The organism is Pseudomonas sp. LB3P31 (assembly GCF_054897945.1).
On the sequence record NZ_CM142710.1, the window covers coordinates 5,395,459 to 5,420,785 of the forward strand.

Annotated in this window: 24 protein-coding genes; 17 read left to right on the forward strand and 7 right to left on the reverse strand. The window is 62.9% G+C overall.

Going from position 1 to position 25,327, the window contains the following annotated elements:
* Positions 1-19: 19 nt before the first annotated feature.
* From ACYZTK_RS24515 to ACYZTK_RS24525, 3 genes are all read left to right on the forward strand, one after another.
* Positions 20-1,255, forward strand: coding sequence for a helix-turn-helix transcriptional regulator (locus tag ACYZTK_RS24515; RefSeq protein ID WP_462012183.1), 1,236 nt, complete (start codon positions 20-22; stop codon positions 1,253-1,255).
* A 90-nt stretch (positions 1,256-1,345) separates the two neighbouring features.
* On the forward strand, positions 1,346-2,113 hold the full coding sequence (locus ACYZTK_RS24520) for an SDR family oxidoreductase (protein ID WP_462012184.1): 768 nt from the start codon (positions 1,346-1,348) through the stop codon (positions 2,111-2,113).
* A gap of 11 nt (positions 2,114-2,124) precedes the next feature.
* Positions 2,125-2,958, forward strand: a complete 834-nt coding sequence (locus ACYZTK_RS24525; protein WP_462012185.1) for an SDR family NAD(P)-dependent oxidoreductase — start codon at positions 2,125-2,127, stop codon at positions 2,956-2,958.
* Between the two features lie 149 nt (positions 2,959-3,107).
* On the opposite strand, the gene dmpG is transcribed toward ACYZTK_RS24525, so the two are convergent.
* The 4 genes from dmpG to ACYZTK_RS24545 all read right to left on the reverse strand — a co-directional run bounded on the left by dmpG (position 3,108) and on the right by ACYZTK_RS24545 (position 6,754).
* Positions 3,108-4,136 carry a 4-hydroxy-2-oxovalerate aldolase gene (dmpG, locus tag ACYZTK_RS24530; RefSeq protein WP_462012186.1) on the reverse strand — a complete coding sequence of 343 codons (1,029 nt, stop codon included), beginning with the start codon at positions 4,134-4,136 and terminating at the stop codon, positions 3,108-3,110.
* A 10-nt stretch (positions 4,137-4,146) separates the two neighbouring features.
* Complete coding sequence (locus ACYZTK_RS24535) at positions 4,147-5,073, reverse strand: acetaldehyde dehydrogenase (acetylating) (protein WP_462012187.1); 927 nt, start codon at positions 5,071-5,073, stop codon at positions 4,147-4,149.
* Positions 5,074-5,102: 29 nt separating this feature from the next.
* Positions 5,103-5,894 carry a fumarylacetoacetate hydrolase family protein gene (locus tag ACYZTK_RS24540; protein ID WP_462012188.1) on the reverse strand — a complete coding sequence of 264 codons (792 nt, stop codon included), beginning with the start codon at positions 5,892-5,894 and terminating at the stop codon, positions 5,103-5,105.
* 86 nt (positions 5,895-5,980) lie between these two features.
* Entirely contained in the window at positions 5,981-6,754 is a 774-nt protein-coding gene (locus ACYZTK_RS24545) for a glucose 1-dehydrogenase (RefSeq protein WP_462012189.1), read from the reverse strand.
* Positions 6,755-6,934: 180 nt separating this feature from the next.
* Between ACYZTK_RS24545 and ACYZTK_RS24550 the strand changes: the two genes are divergently transcribed.
* The 5 genes from ACYZTK_RS24550 (at position 6,935) to ACYZTK_RS24570 (ending at position 13,834) form a co-directional block, all read left to right on the forward strand.
* Entirely contained in the window at positions 6,935-8,122 is a 1,188-nt protein-coding gene (locus ACYZTK_RS24550; RefSeq protein ID WP_462012190.1) for an acyl-CoA dehydrogenase family protein, read from the forward strand.
* Between the two features lie 79 nt (positions 8,123-8,201).
* Positions 8,202-9,224, forward strand: a complete 1,023-nt coding sequence (locus ACYZTK_RS24555) for a 2Fe-2S iron-sulfur cluster-binding protein (protein WP_462012191.1) — start codon at positions 8,202-8,204, stop codon at positions 9,222-9,224.
* A gap of 16 nt (positions 9,225-9,240) precedes the next feature.
* Positions 9,241-10,857, forward strand: a complete 1,617-nt coding sequence (locus tag ACYZTK_RS24560; protein WP_462012192.1) for a FadD3 family acyl-CoA ligase — start codon at positions 9,241-9,243, stop codon at positions 10,855-10,857.
* 24 nt (positions 10,858-10,881) lie between these two features.
* Positions 10,882-12,528 (forward strand): DUF1302 domain-containing protein, encoded by a 1,647-nt coding sequence (locus ACYZTK_RS24565; protein ID WP_462012193.1) that lies wholly within the window; start codon positions 10,882-10,884, stop codon positions 12,526-12,528.
* A 73-nt stretch (positions 12,529-12,601) separates the two neighbouring features.
* The gene (locus tag ACYZTK_RS24570) at positions 12,602-13,834 is read left to right on the forward strand and encodes an NADH:flavin oxidoreductase (RefSeq protein ID WP_462012194.1); all 1,233 of its coding nucleotides are present in this window, start codon (positions 12,602-12,604) and stop codon (positions 13,832-13,834) included.
* A gap of 121 nt (positions 13,835-13,955) precedes the next feature.
* Here the strand turns inward: ACYZTK_RS24570 and ACYZTK_RS24575 are convergent, their stop codons facing one another.
* Positions 13,956-14,792, reverse strand: a complete 837-nt coding sequence (locus tag ACYZTK_RS24575) for an alpha/beta fold hydrolase (protein ID WP_462012195.1) — start codon at positions 14,790-14,792, stop codon at positions 13,956-13,958.
* Between the two features lie 260 nt (positions 14,793-15,052).
* Here ACYZTK_RS24575 and ACYZTK_RS24580 point away from each other — a divergent pair, with 260 nt between their 5' ends.
* The 3 genes from ACYZTK_RS24580 to ACYZTK_RS24590 are packed head-to-tail and all read left to right on the forward strand — an operon-like array spanning position 15,053 to position 17,210.
* Positions 15,053-15,787: an SDR family NAD(P)-dependent oxidoreductase gene (locus ACYZTK_RS24580; protein WP_462012196.1), complete on the forward strand. Its 735-nt coding sequence runs from the start codon at positions 15,053-15,055 to the stop codon at positions 15,785-15,787.
* A 14-nt stretch (positions 15,788-15,801) separates the two neighbouring features.
* Positions 15,802-16,575, forward strand: coding sequence for an SDR family NAD(P)-dependent oxidoreductase (locus ACYZTK_RS24585; RefSeq protein ID WP_462012197.1), 774 nt, complete (start codon positions 15,802-15,804; stop codon positions 16,573-16,575).
* The gene (locus ACYZTK_RS24590; protein ID WP_462012198.1) at positions 16,575-17,210 is read left to right on the forward strand and encodes a nuclear transport factor 2 family protein; all 636 of its coding nucleotides are present in this window, start codon (positions 16,575-16,577) and stop codon (positions 17,208-17,210) included. Before ACYZTK_RS24585 ends, ACYZTK_RS24590 begins: the two co-directional genes overlap by 1 nt.
* A gap of 161 nt (positions 17,211-17,371) precedes the next feature.
* On the opposite strand, the gene ACYZTK_RS24595 is transcribed toward ACYZTK_RS24590, so the two are convergent.
* Together ACYZTK_RS24595 and ACYZTK_RS24600 are read right to left on the reverse strand one after the other, a co-directional pair.
* Positions 17,372-18,565 (reverse strand): acyl-CoA dehydrogenase family protein, encoded by a 1,194-nt coding sequence (locus ACYZTK_RS24595; protein WP_462012199.1) that lies wholly within the window; start codon positions 18,563-18,565, stop codon positions 17,372-17,374.
* Positions 18,562-19,734: an acyl-CoA dehydrogenase family protein gene (locus ACYZTK_RS24600; RefSeq protein WP_462012200.1), complete on the reverse strand. Its 1,173-nt coding sequence runs from the start codon at positions 19,732-19,734 to the stop codon at positions 18,562-18,564. The genes ACYZTK_RS24595 and ACYZTK_RS24600 overlap by 4 nt, the downstream gene beginning before the upstream one ends.
* A gap of 214 nt (positions 19,735-19,948) precedes the next feature.
* On the opposite strand from ACYZTK_RS24600, the gene ACYZTK_RS24605 reads away from it, so the two are divergent.
* Genes ACYZTK_RS24605 through ACYZTK_RS24630 form a run of 6 tightly spaced genes read left to right on the forward strand, consistent with a single transcriptional unit; the run spans position 19,949 to position 25,319 of the window.
* Positions 19,949-20,839, forward strand: coding sequence for a VOC family protein (locus tag ACYZTK_RS24605; protein WP_462012201.1), 891 nt, complete (start codon positions 19,949-19,951; stop codon positions 20,837-20,839).
* 12 nt (positions 20,840-20,851) lie between these two features.
* Complete coding sequence (locus tag ACYZTK_RS24610) at positions 20,852-21,727, forward strand: CoA transferase subunit A (RefSeq protein ID WP_462014969.1); 876 nt, start codon at positions 20,852-20,854, stop codon at positions 21,725-21,727.
* A gap of 12 nt (positions 21,728-21,739) precedes the next feature.
* Positions 21,740-22,537 carry a CoA-transferase subunit beta gene (locus ACYZTK_RS24615; RefSeq protein ID WP_462012202.1) on the forward strand — a complete coding sequence of 266 codons (798 nt, stop codon included), beginning with the start codon at positions 21,740-21,742 and terminating at the stop codon, positions 22,535-22,537.
* Positions 22,538-22,552: 15 nt separating this feature from the next.
* Entirely contained in the window at positions 22,553-23,461 is a 909-nt protein-coding gene (locus tag ACYZTK_RS24620) for an enoyl-CoA hydratase (RefSeq protein ID WP_462012203.1), read from the forward strand.
* Complete coding sequence (locus tag ACYZTK_RS24625; RefSeq protein ID WP_462012204.1) at positions 23,458-24,570, forward strand: NAD(P)H-dependent flavin oxidoreductase; 1,113 nt, start codon at positions 23,458-23,460, stop codon at positions 24,568-24,570. Before ACYZTK_RS24620 ends, ACYZTK_RS24625 begins: the two co-directional genes overlap by 4 nt.
* Positions 24,567-25,319: an enoyl-CoA hydratase family protein gene (locus ACYZTK_RS24630; protein ID WP_462012205.1), complete on the forward strand. Its 753-nt coding sequence runs from the start codon at positions 24,567-24,569 to the stop codon at positions 25,317-25,319. Before ACYZTK_RS24625 ends, ACYZTK_RS24630 begins: the two co-directional genes overlap by 4 nt.
* The last annotated feature ends 8 nt before the right edge of the window (positions 25,320-25,327 follow it).

Here is a 25,327-nt window from a genome sequence, read left to right on the forward strand (position 1 = left end):
CCCGCGCCAGGAGAAGACTATGCACGATGTTGTCTTGACCCAGGAAACCTTGGCCAGCGTTGGCCTGGACCTTACGCGTTACAGTGAGTTGGTAGGCGAGATCTATGAAGGTGCGCTCGATCCGAAGTTGATGGCTCGCGCCCTCAGGAGCTTTCTCAAGCTCTACGAGGCCAATTTCGTCACCCTGATTTTGCGGGTGCCGGACGAACCGGACACGGGGGTGATGATTCTCGTCGGCGATATCGAAGGCGCCGGTGACGTCAACTACATGACCTACCCGCAAACCAATACCCCATTCGCCAATCAGCCGTTGGACCAGGTATTCACCGTGGACGACATCATGAGCTCCAGGGAGTGGGAGCATCACGCCTACTTCAAGATGTTCTGCGGCCCTTTCGACGTGTATCACCTGATGGGTGCCGACATTTCCACCCCGGATGGCGGCAAGCTGCGTTTTCGTATGACTCGGCCCAAGCACGCCGCGAATTTCAATGCCCACGAACGGGCGCTCTGCGCCAGCTTCCTGCCGCATCTGCGGCGTGCCTCGCAGCTGCACAACCTGCTGGACCGCAGCGAATCTCTGAGCGATCTGTATTCGCAGGCCATCAGCCGGTTGTCGGTCGCTACCCTGGTGCTCGATGAGGGCGGCAGCGTGTTGCGAATCAACCCGGTGGCCGAGGAGATCCTGGCCCGTTCCGATGGTTTGAAGCTGGTAGGCGGGCGCCTGGAGGCGACTTATCCCAGCGACAACCGCGAGTTGCAACGCTTGATCCGCAGCGCATTCGACCCGGATGCACCGAAGAGCGCCGAGGCGATGTCGGTGACGCGGCCATCCGGGCTGGTCAATCTCGGCGTGGTCGTCGAATCGATTCCCTCCCTGGATTGGGCGGAAGAGAAGGGCCAGCCGGCGGCACTGGTGTATATCCGCGATGCATCGAGCAAGTCGCTGGCCAGCGAAGTGGTGACCAAGCAGCTGTTCAACCTGACCAAGGCTGAAACAGCGCTGGCCATGGAGCTGGCCAACGGCTTGTCCCTGGAGGAAGCCGCCGAGGTCTTGAATATCCGGCGTAACACGGCGCGCGCGCATCTGCGCTCGATCTTCTCGAAAACCGGTGTGCGTCGCCAGACCGAACTGGTGCGCATCATGCTCAACAGCGTGGTAGCCCTGGGTAAACCTAAGGTGGCCCTTAAAGTGTCCGATAAAATTCGCATCCCGCCGCCACGCCTTGCCGTTCCGGTGTATCGCCACGCCTGATTGTTGCCCGCAACGTTTTTAGTCCGCTCAGACGATGCCGTCGCAGTATCGCTCTGCCGATACTGCGCGGACCTTCCATGGAGAACAACAATGCCTATTACAGCCATCAGCGGCAGTGCCTCGGGAATCGGCGCTGCTGTTTGCGCCGCCCTGCGTGATGCTGGGCACCAGGTTATCGGTATCGATCGCAGCAACGCCGAAGTCATCGCCGACTTGTCTAGCCCGCAAGGTCGGGACGCGGCCATCAGGCAAGTGCTGGAGCTCAGCGGCGGGGTTCTTGACGGACTGGTCTGCTGCGCCGGGGTCGGAGTCACGGCGCCTAACTGCGGCCTGGTCCTGGCCGTCAATTACTTTGGTGTCAGTCAGTTGCTCGAAGGTCTGCAAGGGGCGTTGGCCCGAGGCAAACAAGCGGCGGCGCTGGTGATTGGCTCGGTGGCGGCGACGCATTCCGGGCCGGACGGCCAGGCCATGGTCGAAGCGATGCTAGATGGCGACGAAGTCCAGGCCCTGGCACTGGCCAATAGCCTGGGCCAGCCGCACGTAGCCTATGCAGCCTCCAAATATGCCATCAGCCTGCATGCCCGCAATCTGGCGGTGAGCTGGGGCAAGCAGGGCCTGCGCTTGAACGTGGTGGCGCCCGGCGCGGTGGAAACGCCGTTGCACCAGGCGTCACTGGACGATGCACGGTTTGGCCAGGCGACCCGCGATTTTGTCGCGCCTCTGGGTCGCCCCGGGCGTCCTGACGAGATCGCTGCAGTGGTCGCTTTCCTGCAGTCGCCACAAGCATCTTTCGTCCATGGCAGCGTAGTGTTCGTCGACGGTGGCATCGACGCCATGGTTCGCGCCGCGCGTTTCTGAAGGAAATCAGCATGAACAAAGTGGCATTTATTACCGGCGCCAGCCGTGGGATTGGTCGCGAGGCGGCGCTGGCATTTGCCCGCGCCGGTTTTGACGTGGCGATCAGCGCCCGCACGCTCAATGAGGGTGAGCAACACGAGCATGCCCTGCGCGACGCGACCGGGGCGCCGTTGGCTGGCAGTCTCAACGGCACGGCGCAGGCGTTGCGCGAGCTCGGTTGTCGGGTGCTCGTGGTGCCGATGGACCTGCTCGACAGCGACTCGGCCTTGGCCGCCTGCGCAGCGGTGCTTGCCGAGTACGGGCGCATCGATGTGTTGATCAATAATGCGATCTACCAGGGCAGTGACCTCAACGCCGGGTTCATGGATCTGCAGGCGCAAACCCTGGAGCGGATGTTCCAGGGTTACATCCTCACGCCGTTCCTGCTGACTCGGGCAGTGGCCGAACACATGGTGGAGCGCGGTGGCGGGGTGGTGATCAATGTCACCTCCGGCGCTGGCGAAAGCGATCCGCCCGTGGCTGCGGGCAAGGGTGGCTGGGGGTATGCCTACGGTGCGGGCAAGGCCGCAGTGTCGCGACTGTCCGGGGTACTGACCACGGAACTGGGCGCGGACGGCGTACGCGCTTATACCCTGAACCCGGGAGTTGTCACCACCGAAGCGCTCAAGGCCACCATCGGTGACAAAGGCCTGATCGCTTTGCGTGCGGGCAGCGCGCCACCGCATGTTCCGGCGGCGGTGATGTTGTGGCTCGCCACTGCCGAACAGGCGCCAGCGTTTCAACGCCGGACCATTGCGGCGCAGCCGTTTGCGCTGGAACAGGGGATTGTCGCGGACTGGCGCTGATACCCATCAATTGACGCTACCCCCTGTAGGAGTGAGCCTGCTCGCGATTGCTGTAAATCAGTCAACACATCTGGTGACTGACATACCGCAATCGCGAGCAGGCTCGCTCCTACAGGGGGTAATGTTTTCCGAGGGCGAGAGCCTGAGGGTTACGCCTGGCGCCGCTGGCGGGCGAGGGTCATGGCGGTGTCTTCGATCATGTCTTCCTGCCCGCCGACCATGCCGCGGCGTCCCATTTCCACGAGGATCTCCCGGGCCGACACGCCATACTTTTTCTCCGCACGTTTGGCGAACAACAGGAACGAGCCATAGACCCCGGCATAACCCATAGTCAGCGCATCGCGGTCACTGCGGATCGGGAAGTCCATGATCGGCACCACCAGATCTTCCGCCACGTCCTGGATGCCGAACACGCTGACGCCCGTATCGATGCCCATGCGGTCGCATACCGCTACCAGCACTTCCATCGGCGTATTACCCGCGCCGGCACCAAGCCCGGCACAGGCGGCGTCGATACGGTTGGCCCCGGCGGCGATCGCGGCGATCGAATTGGACACGCCCATCGACAGGTTGTGGTGACCATGGAAACCGATCTCGGTTTCCGGCTTCAGGGCTGCACGCATCGCTTGCACCCTTGCGCTGACGTCGTGGGGCAGCATGTAGCCCGCCGAGTCGGTCAGGTAGATGCAATTGGCGCCGTAGCTTTCCATCAGCAGCCCCTGCTTGACCAGGCCTTCGGGGCTGTTCATATGGGCCATCATCAGGAACCCGACGGTGTCCATCCCCAGGCCGCGGGCGTGAGAGATGTGCTGTTCGCTGACGTCGGCCTCGGTGCAGTGAGTGGCCACGCGAATCGTGTTGACTCCCAACTCATGGGCCATCTGCAGGTGGTCAACCGTGCCGATCCCCGGCAATAGCAGCGCCGAGACCTTGGCTTTTTTCATCAGCGGGATCACTGCCGACAGGTATTCCTCATCGGTGTGCGCCGGAAAACCATAGTTCACCGAGCTGCCACCCAGGCCATCGCCGTGGGTGACTTCGATCAACGGCACGCCGGCGGCGTCGAGGCCGCAGGCGATGTCTTTCATCTGTTGCAGGCTGATCTGGTGACGCTTGGGGTGCATGCCATCGCGCAGGCACATGTCGTGAACGGTGATATTTTTGCCGCGAAGATCCATGGTTGGCTCCTTATGCGTTGGCGGTTTGGGCAGTGGCCTGCAGAACAAGCTCGCCCTTGAGGATTTCCTCGGCGAACATCTCGGCGGTGCGTGCTGCGGCGGCGGTCATGATGTCGAGGTTGCCGGCGTATTTGGGCAGGTAGTCGCCCAGGCCTTCGACCTCCATGAAAATCGACACGCGATTGCCGTCGAATACCGGACCGTTGACCAGCTTGTAGCCGGGCACGTAGCGCTGCACTTGCTCGATCATGGCCTCAATGGCGGCGGTGATCGCCGGCTGGTCAGGTTCACTGACCGTCAGGCAATGCACGGTGTCGCGCATGATCAGTGGTGGCTCGGCAGGGTTGATGATGATGATTGCCTTGCCCTTTTTCGCGCCGCCGACTTTTTCCACGGCGCGGGAGGTGGTGCGGGTGAATTCGTCGATGTTCTTGCGGGTGCCGGGGCCGACCGATTTGGAGGCCGCAGTGGCAATGATTTCGGCGTACTCCACGGGTTGCACGCTGGACACAGCCGCTACCAACGGAATGGTCGCCTGGCCACCGCAGGTGACCATGTTGACGTTCATGACGCCCAGGCCCAGTTGCGCCTTGAGGTTGACCGGTGGCACGCAATACGGGCCGATGGCCGCCGGGGTCAGGTCGATCATCAACACGCCCAGGGCATTGAGCTTGCGCGAGTTCTGCGCGTGCACGTAGGCCGAAGTGGCGTCGAAGGCGATCTGTATCTCGTCATCGAGTACGTGGGGCAGCAAACCGTCAACCCCATCGGCTGTGGTTTTCAGGCCCAGTTCACGCGCGCGCGCCAGCCCTTCGGAGGTCGCATCGATGCCGACCATCCACACCGGCTCCAGCACTTCGCTGCGCATCAGTTTGTACAGCAGGTCGGTGCCGATGTTGCCCGGCCCGATCAGCGCGCATTTGATCTTTTTGCTCATGCTCTTTGGCTCCAGGGGAGAAAGGGAAATCAAGGGACAAAGCGCAGGCTGGCTTCACCGAGCCCGCTCATGGACAGGCTGATCCGGTCGCCTGCGACCACGGGCACCAGTGGTGCCAGGGCACCGGAGAGAATGATTTCGCCGCGGCGAAAAGGGATGCCCAGCTCGCCCAGGGTGTTGGCCAGCCACGCCACCGCCGCGCAGGGATGACCTTGCACAGCCGAGCCCAGGCCCGAGCCTGCCGGCTGGCCGTTTTTGAGCAATTGCATGTGCACGGCGGCGAGGTCCACGGATCGTGGCTCAATGCGTTGGGTGCCGAGGGCGAACACGCCACATGAGGCGTTGTCCGCCACAGTGTCCTGGATGCGGATCTGCCAGTCATCGATCCGCGAATCGACGATTTCGAAACACGGCACCACCCATTGACTGGCGGCGAGCACGTCCTCGGCACTGATGCCCGGACCGTGCAAATCTTCGCGGAGGATAAAGGCAATTTCGCCTTCGGCCCGCGGCTGGATCAGGTTGTAGTGAGCCAGGCTGACATCACTGCCGTCCTCTACCTGCATGGCGTTGGTGAGGAAGCCGAAGTCAGGCTGGTGAACATCAAGCATCTCCTGCACGACGCGGCTGGTGACTCCGATTTTCTTGCCGATCACCTGTTCGCCGAGCGCTTCACGGCGTTGCAGGAATTGCAGAGAAATCTGGTAGGCCTGCTGCAGCGTGATTTCAGGGTAGCGGCGGGTCAGGGGTGGCAGTGTCTGGCGGGTGCGCAGGGCATTGAACAGTTCGTCGCCGAGCGCATTGATCAAGTGGGTGTCCATGGCGAGGGCTCCAGATGGATCGCAAAGCGTATGGGAAGAAAAAAGGCCCGCCCAAACATCATCAGGGGCGAGCCTGAAGGAGTCGGTCAGCCAGGCCAAACCGATGAATCGGCGCCACCATCGACATCGATGATCTTGCCGGTGACCCAGGCCGAGGCGGGGCTTGCCAGATACAGCGCAGCGGCGGCGATATCCTGCGGGGTGCCCAGGCATTTGAGCGGGGTGTTGGCTTCCATGACTTCGCGCATGGCGGCGGGCATCACGCCGTTGAGCGCTTCGGTCAGGGTCGGGCCGGGTGCGACGGCGTTGACCCGGATCTGCGGCGCGAAGTCCTGGGCCAGCAAGCGGGTCAGATGGCTGAGGGCGGCCTTGGCCGCACCGTAGGCGCTGAAGTGACGCTGGGCATAACGCGCCGCTACCGAGCTGATATTGATGATGTTGCCGCCACCGGCCTCGCGCATCAGCGGCACGCACAACTGGCAGAAGGCATAGCTGGTAGCGACATTGAAGTTCAGCACCTGGGCAAACTCTTCAGGTGTCATGCTCAACGGATCATTGGGCCCGCCACCGCCGACGTTATTGACCAGATGAGTGATACGGCCCAGCTGTTCAACACTGTGACGCACCAGCGCCTGGCGCTGTTCGGCATCATTGACGTCACAGGCGAAGGCCACGGCGCGCCGGCCCAGTGCGCGAACCTCTTCAGCCACTGCCTGTACATCGTCGAGCGAGCGCGCCGAGCACACCACGTCCGCGCCGGCTTCGGCATAAGCCAGGGCAATCGCCCGACCAATGCCACGCCCGCTGCCGGTGACGATGGCGACGCTGCCGTGCAACTGGAAACGCTGCAAAATACTCATGGGCCCTTGCTCCGTGGGGTCGATTGTCGATGCACTCAATATCGCCGCAAGGGCTGCCGCCAGCATCGTCTCAATGGACTAGCGCCCCCTAGTCCGCTTTGACGATGAATGATTGCTCGCTCAAACCGATGATCCATCACACCTCGCGCAGTGGCGCAGTGAGATCGGGAGAATTGAGTGATGCACAGCTTGCGAGAAAAGACCCAGGACGAGCGTGATCTGCTGGAACGTGCACGGCGTCTGGTACCGGCACTCAAGGCGCGTACCGCGCAGGCCGACAAGGACTTGAAAGTGCCCGTGGAGAGCATCGTCGAGTTGCAGTCCGCCGGCTTGTTGCGTGCCTTGCAGCCAAGGGCGTTCGGTGGCTACGAAGTCGACCCGCGCACCTTCTTTGAAATCCAGACCATCCTTGCCGAAGGATGCATGTCCACGGCGTGGATTTACGGCGTCATGGGGGTTCACCCCTGGCAATTGGCGCGTTACCCGATTGAAGCGCAGCGCGAAGTCTGGGCGGATGACCACAGCGCGTTGATCTGCTCGACCTACATGCCGGCGGCCAAGGTCACGGTGGTGGAGGGCGGTTACGTCATCAGCGGGCGCTGGGGTTTCTCCAGTGGCAGCGAACACTGCCATTGGGCGTTTCTCGGCGGCATCCTGCCACCCGATGGCGACCTGGCTGCCGAACACGGCACTTTCCTGCTGCCGCGTAGCGACTATCAGATCGAACGCAACTGGGACGTGATGGGCCTGCGTGGCACCGGCAGCCACGACATCGTGGTCGAGAACGTATTCGTCCCGGCCCACCGCGTGCAGCGTACCAATAACTTCAGCCTCGAAGCGACACCGGGGCGGCAGGTCAACACCAACCCGATCTACGCCATTCCGTTCGCCCAGGTGTTCTCGCGCGCCGTCTCGACCTCGGCGATCGGCGCCCTGCAAGGTGCGATCAACGAGTTTCGTGACAACGCCGCCAGACATATCGGCAAGCACGGTGCGCGCACCGCTGAAGACCCGGTAGCCCAGACCGCGATTGCCGAAGCGATGATCACGGTCGACAGCCTGCGCCTGGTGCTGGAGCGCAACTACGAACACCTGATGAGCCTGGCCCGTGCCGGCGAATACCCGGATACCGAGACGCGCCTGCTGTATCGCTACCAGTCGGCCTATGTCACCAACATCTGCGCCGAACGGGCTAACGACCTGCTGCGCAGCATGGCGGCCTCAGGCTTGTACAACACCAACCCGGTGGCCCGACTGTTCCGCGACCTGCATCAGGCACGCGGCCACATCGCCAACAACTACATGGCTTATGGACGCAGTTATGGCGCGGTGATGCTCGGTCTGCCCAACCCGGACCCCTATGTCTGAGGCCCTGGCGTCCGTTTCAAAGTCCTTGGGTTCCCACCTGCCCGTGATGCGCGGGCAGGTGGTCATGAGTACCTCACCTATGAACAATTATCTTGCCCTGCGCGTGGCGCGAGTGATCGAGGAAACCGCCGATGCGCGTTCCCTGGTGTTCGACGTGCCGGAGCATCTGGGCGAACGCTTTCGCTATCAACCCGGGCAATTTCTGACCCTGCGCGTGCCGTTCGAGGACGGTTGGCTGCCCCGTTGTTATTCGTTGTCCAGCACACCGCTGCTGGACGAGCCCTTGCGGGTCACGGTCAAGCGAGTGCAAGGCGGGCGCGCTTCGAATTGGCTATGCGAAGAGTTACAGGCCGGCCAGACCCTGGAGGTGCTGCCACCGGCCGGGGTGTTCGTGCCGCGCAGTCTCGACGGCGATCTGTTGCTGTTCGGCGCCGGCAGTGGCGTGACCCCGGTGCTGTCGATCCTGCGTTCGGCGTTGCTCGCCGGCACCGGTCGGGTCTTGTTGATCTACGCCAACCGCGATGAAGGCTCGGTGATTTTCAAGGATGAACTTAAGTCCCTGGCCAGCGCTCATCCACAACGTCTGCAGATCGTCCATTGGCTCGATTCGGTTCAGGGCATCCCGAGTGTCGGGCAGCTGGCCGAGTTGGCACGTCCATTCATGGATGCCCAGGCATTCATTTGCGGGCCGGGTTCGTTCATGGACGCGACCGTCAGCGCGCTCAGAAGTCTGGGCATGCCGGACCGGCGGGTGCATGTCGAGCGTTTCGTCTCGCTGCCCGGCGAAGGCGAGCAGTCATTGGTGACCAGCAGCGAGGCAGCGATGGCTGCGCAGCTGGCGGTGCGCCTGGATGGCGAAGAATTCGAATTGCCCTGCGACAGCGGCGAAACCGTGCTGGCCGCCATGGAACGTGCCGGCCTCAAGCCACCCAGCGCCTGCCGGGTCGGCGGTTGCGCCTCGTGCATGTGCACGCTGGAAAGCGGCGATGTCGAGTTGCTGCACAACGACGCGCTGGATGCGGGCGAACTGGCCGAGGGCTGGATTCTGGCCTGTCAGGCGGTGCCCACCAGCGCGCAACTGCGTATCCGCTTTCCCGAATGATGAGCCCGAGCCCACGATGAATCAGAGCCTGAACCTTGCCGCGCCATTGAGCGCAGCGCCTGTCACCCTGGCCCAATTGGTCTTCAGCAGCGCCGAGCGTTTTGCCGGGCGCACTGCCATCGAGGAAAACGGCGAATGCCTCGATTTCGCGCAGTTGCCCGAGCGCGTCATGGCGTTCACCCGGGGCTTGATGGCGCTGGGGATCGAGGCCGGCGACCGCATCGGTATCTGGGCGCCGAACAGTGGCGACTGGATCCTCGCTGCGCTGGGTATTCAGTGCGCCGGGGCGGTGCTGGTGCCAATCAACACGCGCATGAAAGGCCTTGAGGCCGCCGATGTGCTGGAGCGCAGCGGCTGCCGATTGTTATTTATCCAACAGCGTTTTCTCGACACCGATTATCCGGCGCTGCTCGCCGCGCATCGCCCGGCCAGCCTTGAACATCTGGTGATTATCGATGGCGACACCCCCGGGTTGCCCGCAGACCTGACGTTATCCCAGTTCTTGTATGGCGCCGCGACCATCGATGGCGAGAGCGTCAAGCGCCGCGCCATGGCGATCGGTCCTGAGGCCATGTGCGATCTGTTGTTCACGTCCGGCACCACCGGCAAACCCAAAGGGGTGATGAGCGGCCATGCCCAGAACCTGCGGGCCTTCAGCGAATACGTCAAGATCATCGGCCTGGTGCCGGGCGACCGCTACCTGATCGTCAATCCGTTTTTCCATGCCTTCGGCTACAAGGCCGGCTGGCTGACTTGCCTGATCGGGGGAGCGACCATCCTCCCTCACGCGGTGTTCGATGCCGAACAGGTGTTCCAGCGCATTGCCCGCGAGCGCATCAGCGTGCTGCCCGGCGCGCCAACGCTGTACCTGTCACTGCTGGCCCATCCGCAGCTGAAGCAGACTGACCTGTCGAGCCTGCGCATCGCGGTGACAGGCTCGGCAAGCATTCCGCCGAGCCTGATCGAGCGCATGCGCAGCGAGTTGGGGTTTGCCGTGGTGACCACCGCCTATGGCCTGACCGAATGCGGTGGGCTGGCGACGATCTGCGATCCGCAAGACTCGGCGCAGGTGATCGCCGGTACCAGCGGCCGTCCGATTGCAGGCACCGAAGTGAGCATCCGCGATGCGCAAAACCAGGTACTGCACGCCGGGCAGACCGGCGAAATCTGCCTGCGTGGCTTTCACATCATGCAGGGCTATTTCCAGGACCCGCAAGCGACCCGCGAGGCAATTGACGGCGAAGGCTGGTTGCACACCGGTGATGTCGGGCGCCTGGACGAGGCCGGCAACCTGATCATCACCGACCGCCTGAAAGACATGTTCATCGTTGGCGGTTTCAACTGCTATCCGGCGGAAATAGAAGCCGCACTGATCAGGCATCGGGCCATTGCCCAGGTGGCGGTGGTCGGCATCGCCGATGAACGCATGGGCGAGGTCGGCTGTGCCTGCGTGGTGTTGCGCGAAGGTGAAGTGCTCGACGAGGCGCAACTGATCGCCTGGAGCCGCGAGCAGATGGCCAATTACAAAGTGCCGCGCCAGGTGCGCTTCTTCAGCGCCTTGCCGCTGAACCCGTCGAGCAAGGTGGCAAAAAACGAACTGCGTGCCGCAGTAGCCAATGAACGGCACCCGTGAAAAACAACAAAAAAGGAGAGGAGCATGTTTATGCGAAACACTGTTGCGCGCCAGTCGGGGCGCCTGATCGCCAGCCGTAAACTGTTGGCCACGGCCATCACCGTCGGCAGTGCCACGGCCTACGCCGCGCCGACCATTCAGTTGGGGGAAAACACCACGCTGGATTCGTCGCTGACGGTCAACTACACCGCCTCGATGCGTACCGCCAAGCAGGCGAACCAGTACCTCGGCGACCCCAACAACGACGACGGCACCCGTAACTTCAAGCGCGGCTCGTTAATCAACAATCGCCTGAGCCTGTTTGGCGAACTGCAGCTCAAGCACGACAATCTCGGGGCGGTGGTGCGCGGCAGTGACTTCTATGACGACGCCTATCATCAGCGCAACGCCAACGACTCGCCGGACACGGTGAACAAGCTCGGGCACAACGACGGTTTCAGCGACAAGACCCGCCAGCTCAGCGGCGGCACCGCACGCCTGCTTGACGCCTATGTGTATGGCAACTTCGATGTGGGCGAAACCCAGTACCTGTCGCTCAAGGCCGGTCGGCATCTGGTGGCCTGGGGCGAGAGCCTGTTCTGGTCCAACATCAGCCAGGGTCAGGCGCCGGTCGATGCCACCAAGTTCAACGTGCCGGGTACCGAGGCCAAGGATTCGTACCTGCCGGTGGGCCAGGTTTCGGCGTCGTGGTCGTTGAATGAAGATCTCGCGCTGGTGGGCTACTACCAGTACGAGTGGGACAAGACCCAGCTCAACCCAGTGGGTGATTATTTCGGCAGCGACACCTTCGGTCCGGGCGCGCAGTTCTTCCGTCTCGGCAGCGGCCCGGTCCGCAGCCTGCCCAATGGTGCTGCGGTTGCCTATGCCGGTGAGACAGACGCCAGCGACAGCGGTCAGTGGGGCCTGGGTGCGCGCTACCGGATCACCGAAAACACTGAAGTCGGGCTGTTCCATTACCGCTACAACGAGCGTGTTGGTTCGCTGTTTTTCGACTTCAGCGGCGCCACCCAATATTCGTCAATGAAAAGTATTGGCCACACCGGACAGGCGCTGTCTTATCGCATGGGCTACTTCGAGGACGTCGAGTTGACCGGCGTCAGTTTCAGCTCGAAAGTCGGCGACTCGGTGCAGTACGCCGGTGACCTGAGCTACCGCGACGGTGCCTCGGTCTACCTCGACAACGGCGCACCGACCACCGGGCAAATCTGGCAAGGCAACCTCAACGCCTCCTACATCCTCGGCCCCAGCATCCTCGCCCAACAGACCACGTTCGTGGGCGAAGTGGTGCATCAACACATCGCCGGCGTGGACAGCTTGACGATCACCGGCGGCGGGCCTGGCGTGGACGGCACGTTCGATAACTTCGAATCGAAGACCCAGACCCGTGGCTCGACGCTGCTGGGCATCGGCGCCTACCTGGACTACCCGTCCATCGCCACCGGCCTGGACCTGAGCACCAAAGTGGTGTGGACGCAGAACCTCGACGGCAGTGCCTATCAAGGGCTGGGTCGCGACGAGAAACGCCTGACCGTCGGTGGCGACTTCAAGTACCTGGGCAACTTCCAGGTCGGCATGACCTATGTCGCCTACCTGAGCTCGCCGGATGTCGCCCAGGGCCGCTCGCTGGCGGATCGCGATTACCTGTCGCTCAACGCCAAGTACACCTTCTGATGATCCTGGCTGCGTGGCGATCTGGCGACGCAGCCGCCTTTTGTAGCCTGATAACAATAAAGAGAGGCCTGTCATGAATCCTCGTCCGACCCCGTCGCCGTTCAGCCCTGTCGCGATTGGCCCGCTGACCCTGAAAAACCGCTTTATCAAGGCCGCCACCAACGAGGGCATGAGTGTGCAAGGCGTGCCCTCCAGGCAACTGGTGCGGTTGCATTCGGACCTGGTGGCCGGTGGTATTGCCCTGACCACGGTCGCCTACTGTGCGGTCAGCGATGATGGCCGCACATTGCCCAATCAACTGACCCTGAACCCATCCAGCCTGCCGCACTTCAAGGCCCTGACCGACGGCGTCCATCAGGCCGGTGGTCTGGCCAGTGCGCAGATCACCCATGGTGGCTGCTTTACGTTTATTCGTGAGCGCTCGACCAAGCGGCCGCTGTCCGCCAGCGGTGGCTTCAACAAGATCGGCTTGATGAGCGGCATGTTGCTCAAGCAGGCGATGAATGAAGCCGACATGCAACAAGTCGTGCGCGACTTCGCGCAAGGCGCGCGGCTGGCCCGCCAGGCCGGTTTTGATGCGGTGGAAATCCACATGGGTCACGGCTACCTGCTGAGCCAGTTCATTTCGCCGATGTACAACAAGCGCGGAGACCAGTACGGCGGCAGCCTGGAAAATCGTCTGCGCTTTCCGCGCCGGGTGCTTCGTGCGGTGCTCGATGCAGTCGGCCAGGAAATGGCGGTGATCTGCAAATACAGCGTTACGGAGGGCGTGAGAGCCGGCAACAGCGCCGAGGACGGGGCGCAGATTGCGCGCATGCTGGAGGAGGAGGGTGCACATTTGCTGGTGCTCAGCGCCGGGATGAACGCCGAGTCAATCACCACCATGTTTGGTTCTTCCTTTCCCAAGGAGAACCGCGTGCAGCAGAAGAACAAGATCATCGCCCTGGCCATGGCTATCCAGCGCCGCAAGGAGCCGACGGTAGAGTTCCGCGAGCTGTATTTGCTGGAGCATGCGCGCAAGGTGCGTGCGGCGGTGAAGATGCCACTGGCCTATCTGGGCGGTGCGAAGAGCCTGGCGAGCATCGAGCAGATCATGGCCGAGGGATTTGACCTGGTCGCCATGGGACGGGTGTTGCTGGCGGAAAACGACTACGTCAACAAGCTGGCCAGTGGCGCCAGCCGTGATTCAATCTGCACGGCTTGCAACCGATGTGTGGCGATGATGTATACGCCTGGTGGGACGTCTTGCGTGCTGGGTAAGCCAGGGGATGCGCAGTTGAACAGCCAGCCGGCGGCTGGGCGCTAACCTCCCTGTAGGAGCGAGCTTGCTCGCGAAGGTCGTTAACGATAACGCGTGTTTGCTGGATGAGCGCGTTGTCCTCGAGTCCTTCGCGAGCAAGCTCGCTCCTGCAAAGGGCTGCAGTGTTTCACCCGTGTTGCAGAAACTCGACGCAACTACGGTTGAACAACTCACGATGCTCGACCTGCACCCAATGCCCGCAACGGTTCAAGATAATGAACCGCGCATTCGGTGCCCCGTCGATAATGCGCTGGGCACCGCTGACCGGATTGAAGTGATCGTTGTTGCCCCAGAACCCAAGAATCGGGCACTGGATCTCGCCCAGGCGCGCTTCCATGTTCTGCACCATCATCGTGCTGAACAGCGTCTTGGGTTGCAGTAGCGCAACCGCCACCCGCTCCTGCAGCAGGCTTTCCGGCAGGATCGAGGGATCGAACAATTGCAGGCTCATCATGCTGCGCATTTCGCTCATGCCGATAGGGCCGGCGGCGAACAGACTGACCATGCGCACGATACCTTCCATCTTGAAGTAGGTTTCCCGCTCCTCGACACCGCCCGGTGCCAGCAGGATCAGGCTCTGCGGCAGTTGCGGCAGACGCAGGGCCAGGCCCAGGGCAATCGCGCCACCGAGGGAGTTACCGAGGATCGTGCAACGGCGCACGCCGATTGACTCGAGGAACGCGGCCACGCAATCGACGAAAAAATCCAGGTTGTACTGCACGTCCTCGGGCTTGTCCGAACGGCCGAAACCCGGCAGGTCGAGCACGATGTTGCGATACCCGGCGGCATCGAACTGCGGGTAGTTGCCCTTGAAGTTGCTGAAGCCACTGGCGCCCGGCCCGCTGCCATGGAGCCATAGCACCACGGGGCCGGTGCCCTCATCCAGGTAGTGCAGGCGCAAGCCGTTGTTGGGCAGCGTGGCGTAATGGCCGACGGGCAGTGGCAGGTCTACGGGTTGGTTCATGGGGTTCTCCATTTTCTGCGGATTCGTAAGGCACTGCCGCGTCAGGCGCGCCAGCGAGTTGAAGGGGAACGCTGCACCTGACGGGACGTGCACTTGCCAATGCTGGGCGCGCGGGGGGATGCCGGCATCGTCCGTTCAGACCACGTCGCGGTAGTCCCATCGGACGATGTGTACCAGGGCACTTGCCGCTAATCATTCAGGAAGCGGCGCTACTGCATGGGCAGCAGGTCGCAAGGTGTTTGCTCATTTGGAGATTACTAATGAAGTTACTCAACAAAGTGGCGTTTGTGACCGGCGCAGCGCAGGGCATGGGCCAGGCCATCGTTCGCGGTTTCGTTGCTGAAGGCGCCAGGGTCGTGGCGGTCGACCTGGACCAGGCCGCTTTGGCCAAAACCCTCGCCGACCTGGGCCACAAGGTCCTGGCCGTGGCCTGCAATGTCGCTGACGGTGCTTCGGTGGCCGATGCCATGGGCCAGGCCGAGCAGCACTTCGGTGGCCTCGACATCCTGGTCAACAACGCAGGCGTGGGGGCGCTGGACAGCTTCCTCGACACACCGGACGAGAGCTGGGCGCGAGTGATCGGCGTAAACCTGGGCGGCACGTTCCTGTGCTGCCGTGAGGGCGCGAAGCTGATGGTCAAGGGCGGACGCAAAGGCGCAATCATCAACCTGTCCAGCACCGCCGCGCTGACCGGCGACGGCCCGAGCCACTACTGCGCGTCCAAAGCTGGCGTCATGGGCCTGACCCGTTCGATCGCCCGCGAACTGGCCGCCAGCGGCATTCGCGTTAACACCCTGGTGCCGGGGCCGACCAACACGCCGATGATGGCTGGCATCCCGGATGACTACATGCAAGCGCTGCTGAAAAACGTGCCCTTGGGCCGCATGTGTGAAACCGACGAGATCGCCAGGGTTGCGGTATTCCTGGCCAGCGAAGACGCCAGTTTCATGACCGGGCAGAACATCGCCGTCAACGGCGGCATGGCCTTTATCTGATCAGGGAGACACTCATGAGCAAACGTCTGCAAGGAAAAATCGCCTTCGTCACCGGCGCCGGTTCCGGCATCGGTGAAGCCACGGCCCTGCGATTCGCCGAAGAGGGCGCCACGGTGGTGCTCTGTGGTCGTCGCATTGAACCCCTGCAAGGTGTGCAGGAAAAAATCCACGCCCTGGGCGGCCAGGCCGAGATCGCCGTCGCCGATGTCAGCGATGAGCAGGCCTATGTCGACGCGCTGCAAACCACTGCGCAGCGTCACGGACGCCTGGACATCCTGGTCAACAATGCGATGGCCTACACCTGGGGTGGCATCGACTCGATGACCACCGCTGACTGGCACGCCAACTTCGCCACCACCGTCGACGGTACCTTCTGGGGCACCCGCACCGCCATGCAGTTGATGAAGGCGCAGGGTGGCGGGTCCATCGTCAACATCGCGTCCATCTGCGGCGTGTTCGGCACGGCGTCGATGGCCGGTTATTCGGCGGCCAAGGCCGCAGTGATCAACTTCAGTCGGGCGGCGGCCAGTGAAGGCGCACCGCACAACATCCGTTGCAATGTGATCATCCCGGGCGTGGTCGACACCCCGGCCACTGCCGGCATGCTTGGCGATGCCAAGGCGCGCGCCAACACCGAAAAAGTCATCCCGATGAAACGGGTCGGCCTGCCGGTGGAGTTGGCCAACGCGATTCTGTTCCTGGCCAGCGACGAAGCTTCGTATGTCACCGGCGCCAGCCTCGCGGTGGACGGCGGACGCGGTTCCGACCTGTACACGGTGTTCGAGTGATGGGCGAGGACAGCAGCGCCTTGCTGGGGCGCATCGACCGCCTGGAGTCGCTGGACGCGATCCGCCAACTGGCCGGAAAATACGCCCTGGCCCTGGACATGCGCGACATGGATGCCATGGCCAACTGCTTTGCCCCGGACGTGCGCGTGGGTCGCGACAAAAGTGGTCGTGCGCACCTCAAGGCCTGGCTGGATGAAACCATGCGCAAGCAGTTTCACGGTACTGCCCATCACCTGGGCCAGCACATCATCGAGTTCAGCGATGCCGATCACGCCACCGGCGTGGTTTATTCGAAGAACGAGCATGAGACCGGGCCCGAGTGGGTGATCATGCAGATGCTGTACTGGGATGACTACGAGCGCATCGACGGGCGCTGGTGTTTTCGCCGTCGCCTGCCGTGCTACTGGTATGCAACGGACCTGAACAAACCACCGATTGGCGGTCTGAAAATGCGTTGGCCAGGTCGCGAGCCCTACGCGGGCAGCTTTCATGAGTTGTTCCCTTCGTGGGATGCGTTCTGGGCACAGCGGCCGGACAAGGACGCCTTGCCGCAGATCGCCGAACCGGCGCCGCTGGAGGGCTTTCTCAACACCCTGCGCCGAGGGGCGGACACCCCGAAAATCCGCGTGCGCTGAAACTGCAGGCAGGCTCACAGAACTGTGGGAACTGCAGGCAGGCTCACAGAACTGTGGGAGCGAGCCTGCTCGCGATGGAAGACAGAACACCGCGTTTATCCAGCAGAAACGCGGATTCGTTAACGACCATCGCGAGCAGGCTCCCACAAAGGGCGGGGTGGTTAATTCGTAATGCGTGGCTCCCGCGGCATCCCCAACGCTCTCTCGGCAATCACATTGCGCTGGATTTCATTACTGCCGCCGTAGATGGTATCGGCGCGGGTGAACAGGAACAGCGACTGCAGGCGACTGAGTTGATACGGCGCCGCGTCGAGGATTTCCGCTTCATCACCCAGCACATCCATGGCCAGCTTGCCCAGGTCGCTGTGCCAGGTAGACCAGGCCAGTTTGTAGATCATCGCTTCACGCCCCAGGTTGCCGTCCTGCGGACCGGAAAGCATGCGCAGCGAGTTGTAGCGCAGTACCTTGAGCCCGGCCCAGGCCTGGGCGATGCGCTGGCGCAACAGCGGATCACGGGAGGCACCGTTGGCGCGGGCGATACGGATGATTTCGTCGAGTTCGTTGTGAAACTGCATCTGTTGGCCCAGGGTCGATACGCCGCGCTCGAAACCCAGCAGCGCCATGGCGATCTTCCAGCCGTCGCCGGGTTGGCCAATCAGATTGTCGGCGTGGGTGGCGGTCTGCTCGAAGAACACTTCGTTGAACTCGCTGGTGCCGGTCAGTTGCTGGATTGGTTGCACGCGGATGCTGTCCTGGGCCATCGGCACCAGCAGGAACGACAAACCGTGATGGCCCTGGCTGCCAGGCTCGGTTCGCGCCAGTACAAAACACCAGTCAGCTTCGTGGGCCAGGGAAGTCCAGACTTTCTGCCCGGTGATCAGCCAGTGCTCGCCGCTTTCGTCCAGTTTCGCCCGGGTTTGCACATTGGCCAGGTCGGAACCCGCCCCCGGCTCCGAGTAGCCCTGGCACCAGAACTGGCTGCCGTCGAGAATGCCGGGCAACAGTCGCCGCTGTTGGGCGGGCGTGCCGAATGCGGCAAGCGTCGGCCCGACCAGGCCCTCGCCGATGTGACCCATGCGTCCGGGGCCGCCGGCGCGGGCATATTCCTCGTGGAAAATCACCTGCTGGCTGATCGACAGCCCACGGCCGCCGTGTTCTCTGGACCAGCCCACGCCGATCCAGGCACCAGCGGCCAACTCGCGTTCCCAGGCTTTGCGCTCTTCGGGAAAGCTGTGCTCATCCCCCGGCCCGCCGCGAAAACGCAAGGGCGCAAACTCGCCACAGAGGTGTTCGGTCATCCACTGGGCGACCTCTTCGCGGAACGCTTCGTCGGCACGACTGAAACCGATTTTCATGCTTGCTCTCCCAAAAGATGCGCGGCCAGGCGCTCACGGTGCAGCGCCGGGCTGCCCAGCAGTTGCTCGCTGGCGCGAGCGCGTTTGAAGTACAGGTGTGGATCGTATTCCCAGGTGAATCCGACGCCGCCATGCAGCTGAATCGACTCCGATGCGCAGTGGAAAAACGCCTCGCTGGCATGGATCTTCGCCGTTGCTGCGGCTTGCGCAAGCTCTTCGGCTACCTTCGCATCGCCCTGCGGGTCCAGACGTTCCTGGGCCACGCAGGCCGCGTAGTACGCCGCCGATCGAGCGCATTCGACTTGCAGCATCATGTCGGCGCAGCGGTGTTTGATCGCCTGGAAACTGGCGATGGTACGTTTGAACTGGCGACGCTCGGCAATGTACGCCAGGGTCAGATCGAGGGCCTGTTGGGCTCCACCAGTCTGCTCGGCGGCGAGGCCGATGGCAGCTATCAGCAAGGTGTCGCGCAGCACCGCCCAACCGTGAACAGGGCCGCAGAGTTGTTGTGCGTCGCTAACCTGCACCCGATGCAATTCGATGCGAGCCAGGCGCCGAGTTTGGTCCAGGGTGGCCAGCGGACTGCGCACCACTCCCGGCGTATCGGCCGACAGGACAAACAGGCTGATGCCGTGTTCGTCCCGGGAACCGGGGGCACGGGCGGCGACGATCAGCAGGTCGGCCGAGGCACCATCGATGACTTGGGCATACTGACCGTCAAGCGTCCAGCCTCCCGACTGCGGTTCGGCGACAGTTTGCACGCTGTTGGCTTGCAGTCCGGGAACGCTGGCGAAGGCCAGGGTGGCGCGGGTTTCGCCAGCGGCAATCGCCCCCAGCCAGTGTTCCTGCACCGCCTCGTTGTGGCCGAGCATTAGGGCCGGCGTGGCCAGGCACGCCGTGGCAAAAAGTGGCGAACCGAGCAGGTAGCGACCGCTTTGTTCCAGCAGGATCGCCAGCTCCACGAATCCCAGGCCCATGCCGCCAAAACGCTCGGGCACCATCAGGGCTGGCCAGTACAGTTCCTGGCTGATCCGTCGCCAGACTTCGGGGTCATGGGCGTGCGGATGAATCATCGCGGCGCGCACGGCGTGTGTGTCGCTGACCTGGGCGAGAAAACGCTCGGCACTGTCGCGAATCATCAGGTGTTCTTCGGTAAAAGCGAACTCCATGGGGGGCTTTCTCTGCAAGGCGGATGGGTGCGCAAAGTCTGGGGCTGGGGGCCGGTGTTCGAATCACTAAAACGGACTAGAACCGGCGCGCCATCGTTCCAGGCCGGCAATCCGCGCTTCTACAGGGTGGTTAGTCTCAACGGACGATGAAGCCTTGGTCAGCGCTTTGCACAATGCCAGCCACGTAAGCCTTTCAGCCAACGAGGACCCAGGCATGATCGACATTCGCGGTTTGAGCTATTTCGTCTCGCAGATCGAGAACCTCAGCCATTGGCAGGGTTACGCCGAAGATGTGCTGGGTATGCAAGTGCAGCCAGCACCGGGCGGTGGTTTGTACGTGAAAATGGACGAGCGTCCGTTTCGTATGCTCATCGTCGAAGGCAGCGAGGCGAAGTATCTGGCGTCCGGTTGGGAGCTGGCCAATGAGCGTGCGTTTCAGGCGGCGCTTGAGCATTTGAGCGCTGCCGGTATCGAGTGGCAAACGGGCACTGCCGCCGAGATCGACCAGCGCGGCGTGCAGGCGCTGGTCAAACTCACTGACCCCTCGGGCAACAGCCATGAGTTGAGCTGGGGGCATCGCTCCGATTGCCTGCCGTTTGTTTCGCCGCAAGGCGTGCCGCGCTTCATCACCGGCGACATGGGCCTGGGTCACACCGTGCTGCCGGCGCCGAATTTCGACGCCACGCTGGCTTTCGCCAAGGATGTGCTCGGTTTCGAACTGTCAGACATTTTCAACTTTCGTCCCGACCCGTCGGCGCCCCCGATCCGGATCCACTTCCTGCACTGCCAGAACGCCCGCCATCACAGCCTGGCGCTGGCCGAATACCCGGCGCCGTCAGGCTGCGTGCACGTCATGGTCGAGGTCGATTCGATGACTGAAGTCGGGCGTGCCCACGACCGTCTGCACGCCCATGACGTGAACCTCTCGGCGACCCTGGGGCAACACCTCAACGACCGCATGACCAGCTTCTACATGAAGACGCCGTCCGGTTTCGATCTGGAATACGGCTTCGGCGGGTTGCAGGTCGACTGGTCCGAGCACTCGGCATTCGAGTTCACCCGCGTGAGCATTTGGGGGCACGACTTTTCGGTCGGCCAACGGTAAGGAATTGTCATGATGAATAAACAACTGACAGCGGCCGATGCGGTCGCTCAACTGCGCGACGGCATGACCATCGGTTTCGGCGGCTGGGGCCCGCGGCGCAAGCCGATGGCCATCGTGCGCGAGATCCTCCGGTCGCCGGTCAAGGACCTGACCGTGGTGGCCTATGGCGGCCCGGAAGTGGGCATGCTGTGTGCAGCCGGCAAGGTCAAAAAACTCGTGTTCGGCTTCGCCACCCTCGACGCCATTCCACTGGAACCCTACTACCGCAAGGCCCGCGAAGCCGGTGAGCTGGAGCTGATGGAACTCGACGAAGGCATGTTCCAGTGGGGCCTGCGTGCCGCCGGCATGCGCTTGCCATTCCTGCCGACGCGCTGCGGCCTGGCCACCGATGTGGCGCGCCTCAATCCGCAAATCAAGACCATCGAGTCGCCCTATGCCGATGGCGAAGTGCTGCTGGCGATGCCGGCGCTCAACCTCGACGTGGCGTTCCTGCATGCGAACGTGGCCGACCGCCTGGGCAACTGCCTGGTGACCGGGCCGGACCCGTATTTCGATCACCTGTTCGCGCGTGCTGCCAACCAGTGTTTTGTCTCTTGCGAACGCCTGGAAGATCGCCTGCAGCTGAGTCCCGACATGGCCCGCTTCAACACGTTCGAGCGTTACCTGGTGAGTGGCGTGGTGCACGCGCCCCTTGGTGCACACCCGACGCTCTGCGCCCCGGATTACGGCTGGGACATCAAGCACCTGAAGAACTACGTCGCCAGCAGCCAGGCTGAAAACGGCTGGCAAGACTATGTGCAGACCTACGTCGCCGGTGGCGAGCAGGCCTATCAGGCACAGAACGGCGGTGCCGACTCCATGGGCGCCTTGCCCCTTCCCGTGTTCTGAGGAATATCGATTATGTCTGCAACCTGTGATTTCACCCTGGCTGAACTGATGATCGTCGCCGCTTGCGAAGCCTGGCGCGGCAACGGTGAAGTGATTGCCTCCGGCCTGGGCGTGATTCCGCGCCTGGGCGCCAGCTTGGCCAAACTGACCCACAGCCCGGAACTGCTGATGACCGACAGCGAGGCGTTCCTGGTCGAAGAGCCTATCCCCTTGGGCCCGCGTGGCGACTATGTGCCGCGTTATTCCGGCTACATGTCGTTCGAGCGGGTTTTTGAATGCGTGTGGGGCGGTCGTCGTCACGCGATGATCGGGCCGACCCAGATCGACCGCTGGGGCCAGACCAACCTGTCGTGTGTCGGTGATTATCAAAAGCCCAAGACTGCGATTCTCGGCGTGCGCGGCTTGCCCGGCAACAGCATCAATCACCTCAATTCGTTCTTCGTGCCCAGCCACAACACCCGGGTGTTCGTCAGCGGCGAAGTGGACATGGTCTCCGGCGTCGGCTTCAAGGCCGATCGCTGGCCTGCAGGCGCGCGCCGCGACTTGATGGACATCCGGTGTGTGGTCAGCGACTTGTGTGTCCTCGATTTCGACGGCCCCGAGCGCGCTGTACAAGTGCGCTCGCTGCACCCCGGCGTGAGCTTCGAACAGGTCCAGGACAACACCGGATTCCCGTTGCTCAAGTCGGCGCAGCTGCATCAAACCGTGCACCCGACGACGGAACAGCTGGCACATATCCGTCGACTCGACCCCCACGATTACCGCGCCGCGGCGATCAAGGGCAACCCGTCCGGCATCCGTACGGCCTGACCCAAGGAGGCGAGCATGCACAGCAGCGACAGTGAGTTCATCGTCCGCCAGGACAACGCCGTCTATGAGACGGACACCCCGGTGCTCTACAGCGTGGCCGGGGGCATCGCCACGCTGACGCTGAACCGGCCGACCTTCAACAATGCGCAAAACTCGCAGATGACCTACGCCCTCGACGCCGCGTTCCGCGAGGCGGTTAACGATGACAACGTCAAGGTCATTGTTCTGCGCGGCAACGGCAAACACTTCTCGGCGGGCCACGATATCGGCACGCCGGGACGGGATATCGACAAGCCGTTCGAGCGTGCACACCTGTGGTGGGACCACACCAATAAGCCCGGCGGTGAGCAACTGTATGCCCGCGAGCAAGAGGTGTACCTGGGCATGTGCCGGCGCTGGCGCGAACTGCCCAAGCCGACCATCGCCATGGTCCATGGCGCGTGCATCGCCGGTGGGCTGATGCTGGCCTGGGTGTGCGACCTGATCGTCGCCAGTGACGATGCGTTTTTCCAGGATCCGGTGGTGCGCATGGGCATTCCGGGGGTGGAGTATTTTGCCCATCCCTATGAAATGAACCCGCGTATTGCCAAGGAATTCCTCTTCACCGGTGACCGCATGAGCGCCACCCGCGCCTGGCAAGTGGGCATGGTCAACCGCATGGTCCCGCGCGAAGAACTGGAGCAGGCCACTTACGACCTGGCCGCCGGCATCGCCCGTCAACCCCGCATGGGCCTGGCCCTGACCAAGCAGGCGATCAACCACGTCGAAGACTTGCAAGGCAAGCGCACGGCGATGGATGCGGTGTTCGCCTGGCACCACTTTGCCCACGCCCATAACGAGCTGTTGTCCGGCGACAAGCTGGGCGGCTTCGACGCCAAGGGCATGGCCCGCGCCAACAAGCAGGCCGAGGACAAAAGCCAATGAACCGCTGGCTGGAGACGCCGCTGACCGAAGCCTTGGGTTGCCGTTACCCGATCATTCAAACCGCCATGGGCTGGGTCGCCGACGCTAACCTGGTGATCGGCACCACCCAAGCCGGGGGCTTCGGTTTCCTCGCCGGGGCGACCATTGCCGCCGATGAACTGGAAGATGAAATCCGCAAGGTGGTCGACGCCACCGGCGGCAGCAATTTTGGCCTCAACTTCCATATGTTCCAGGACAACGCCGCCCAGTGCGTCGACCTGGCGATTCAATACCGCCTGCGTGCCGTCAGCTATGGCCGTGGCCCCGACAAACAGACCATCGCGCGCTTCAAGGCGGCCAACGTGTTGTGCATCCCGACGGTCGGCGCCTTGAAGCATGCGCTCAAGGCCGTCGAACTGGGCGCGGACATGATCACCGTGCAGGGCGGCGAAGGCGGCGGCCATACCGGCGGCGTACCCAGTTCGATCCTGCTGCCCCAGGTGCTGGCGGCGGTCAAGGTGCCAGTGATCGCGGCGGGTGGTTTCTCCACCGGTCGCGGCCTGGCGTCGGTGCTGGCCGCCGGCGGCGCCGGGATTGCCATGGGTACGCGGTTTCTCATGACCCGCGAATCGCCGACACCGGCCGCCACGCTGGAACGCTACCTGAAGGTCAACGATCCGCAGCAGGTCCGCGTGACCACGGCGGTGGACGGCATGCGCCACCGCATGATCGAAAACCGCTTCATCAATCAACTGGAGCGTGCCGGCTCGTTCGGACGCCTGCGCATTGCCCTGGGTAGCGCCTGGCAATGGAAGCAGCAGACCGGCATGAGCCTGGGTCACATGGCTTCAGTGTTTATCCGGGCCTTACGTGAAGACCCCTCGCAACTGTCGCAAGTCGTCATGGCGGCCAACCAGCCGGTGCTGTTGCAGCGCTCGATGGTCGATGGCGTCCCGGACGAAGGCATTTTGTCCAGCGGCCAGGTCGCGGCGGCCATTGGCGAATTGCTCACCTGTGGCGAAGTGATCGAAAGCATCGCCAGCGAAGCCCGGCAATGCCTGGATGCGCTCCTGGCACGCAGTCAGTCGCCCACCTCAACTCATCCCGCCAGTCTCGGAGAACCCCTGTGAACCAGGCATTTACCACACAACTCAATCAGGGGATCGCTGAACTGGTGATCGCCAAACCTCCGGTCAACGCCCTCGACAGCTGCGAATGGCACGCGCTGGCGCAACAGATAGAGGCCCTGGGCGCCAACCCCGAAGTGCGGGTGATCGTGATTCGCGCCGAAGGTCGCGGGTTTTGCGCCGGGGTCGACATCAAGGAACTGGACAAATACCCGGAGCGCATCGTCCAGGTCAACTCGGGTAACTACGCCACGTTCAAGGCCGTGCACCGCAACCCGGTGCCGGTGATTGTCGCGGTGCATGGTTTTGTCCTCGGCGGTGGCATCGGCATCACCGGCGCGGCGGACATCGTCGTCGCCTCGGAGTGCGCGACCTTCGCCCTGCCGGAAGTCGACCGGGGTGCCATGGGTGGCGGTGCGCACCTGCAGCGTCTGTTCCCGGTGCAAAAAGTCCGCTACCTGTTTTTTACCGGCGACACCATCAGCGCCGCGGATGCGCTGCGATACGGCTTTATCGAGCGCATCGTGCCCAGGGACCAATTGCGCGAAACCGCGTTGGGTATCGCGGAGAAAATTGCTGAAAAAAGCCCGGGGATGATCCGCATCGCCAAGGAAGCCTTGAACGGCATCGAAGACGGCAACCTGGAAGACAAATACCGCTGGGAGCAGGGCTTCACCATGCAGGCCTACAGCAGCCCGGACTCTGCGGAAACGCGCCGGGCCTTCGTCGAAAAACGCGACGCCAAGTTCTGAGATAACGC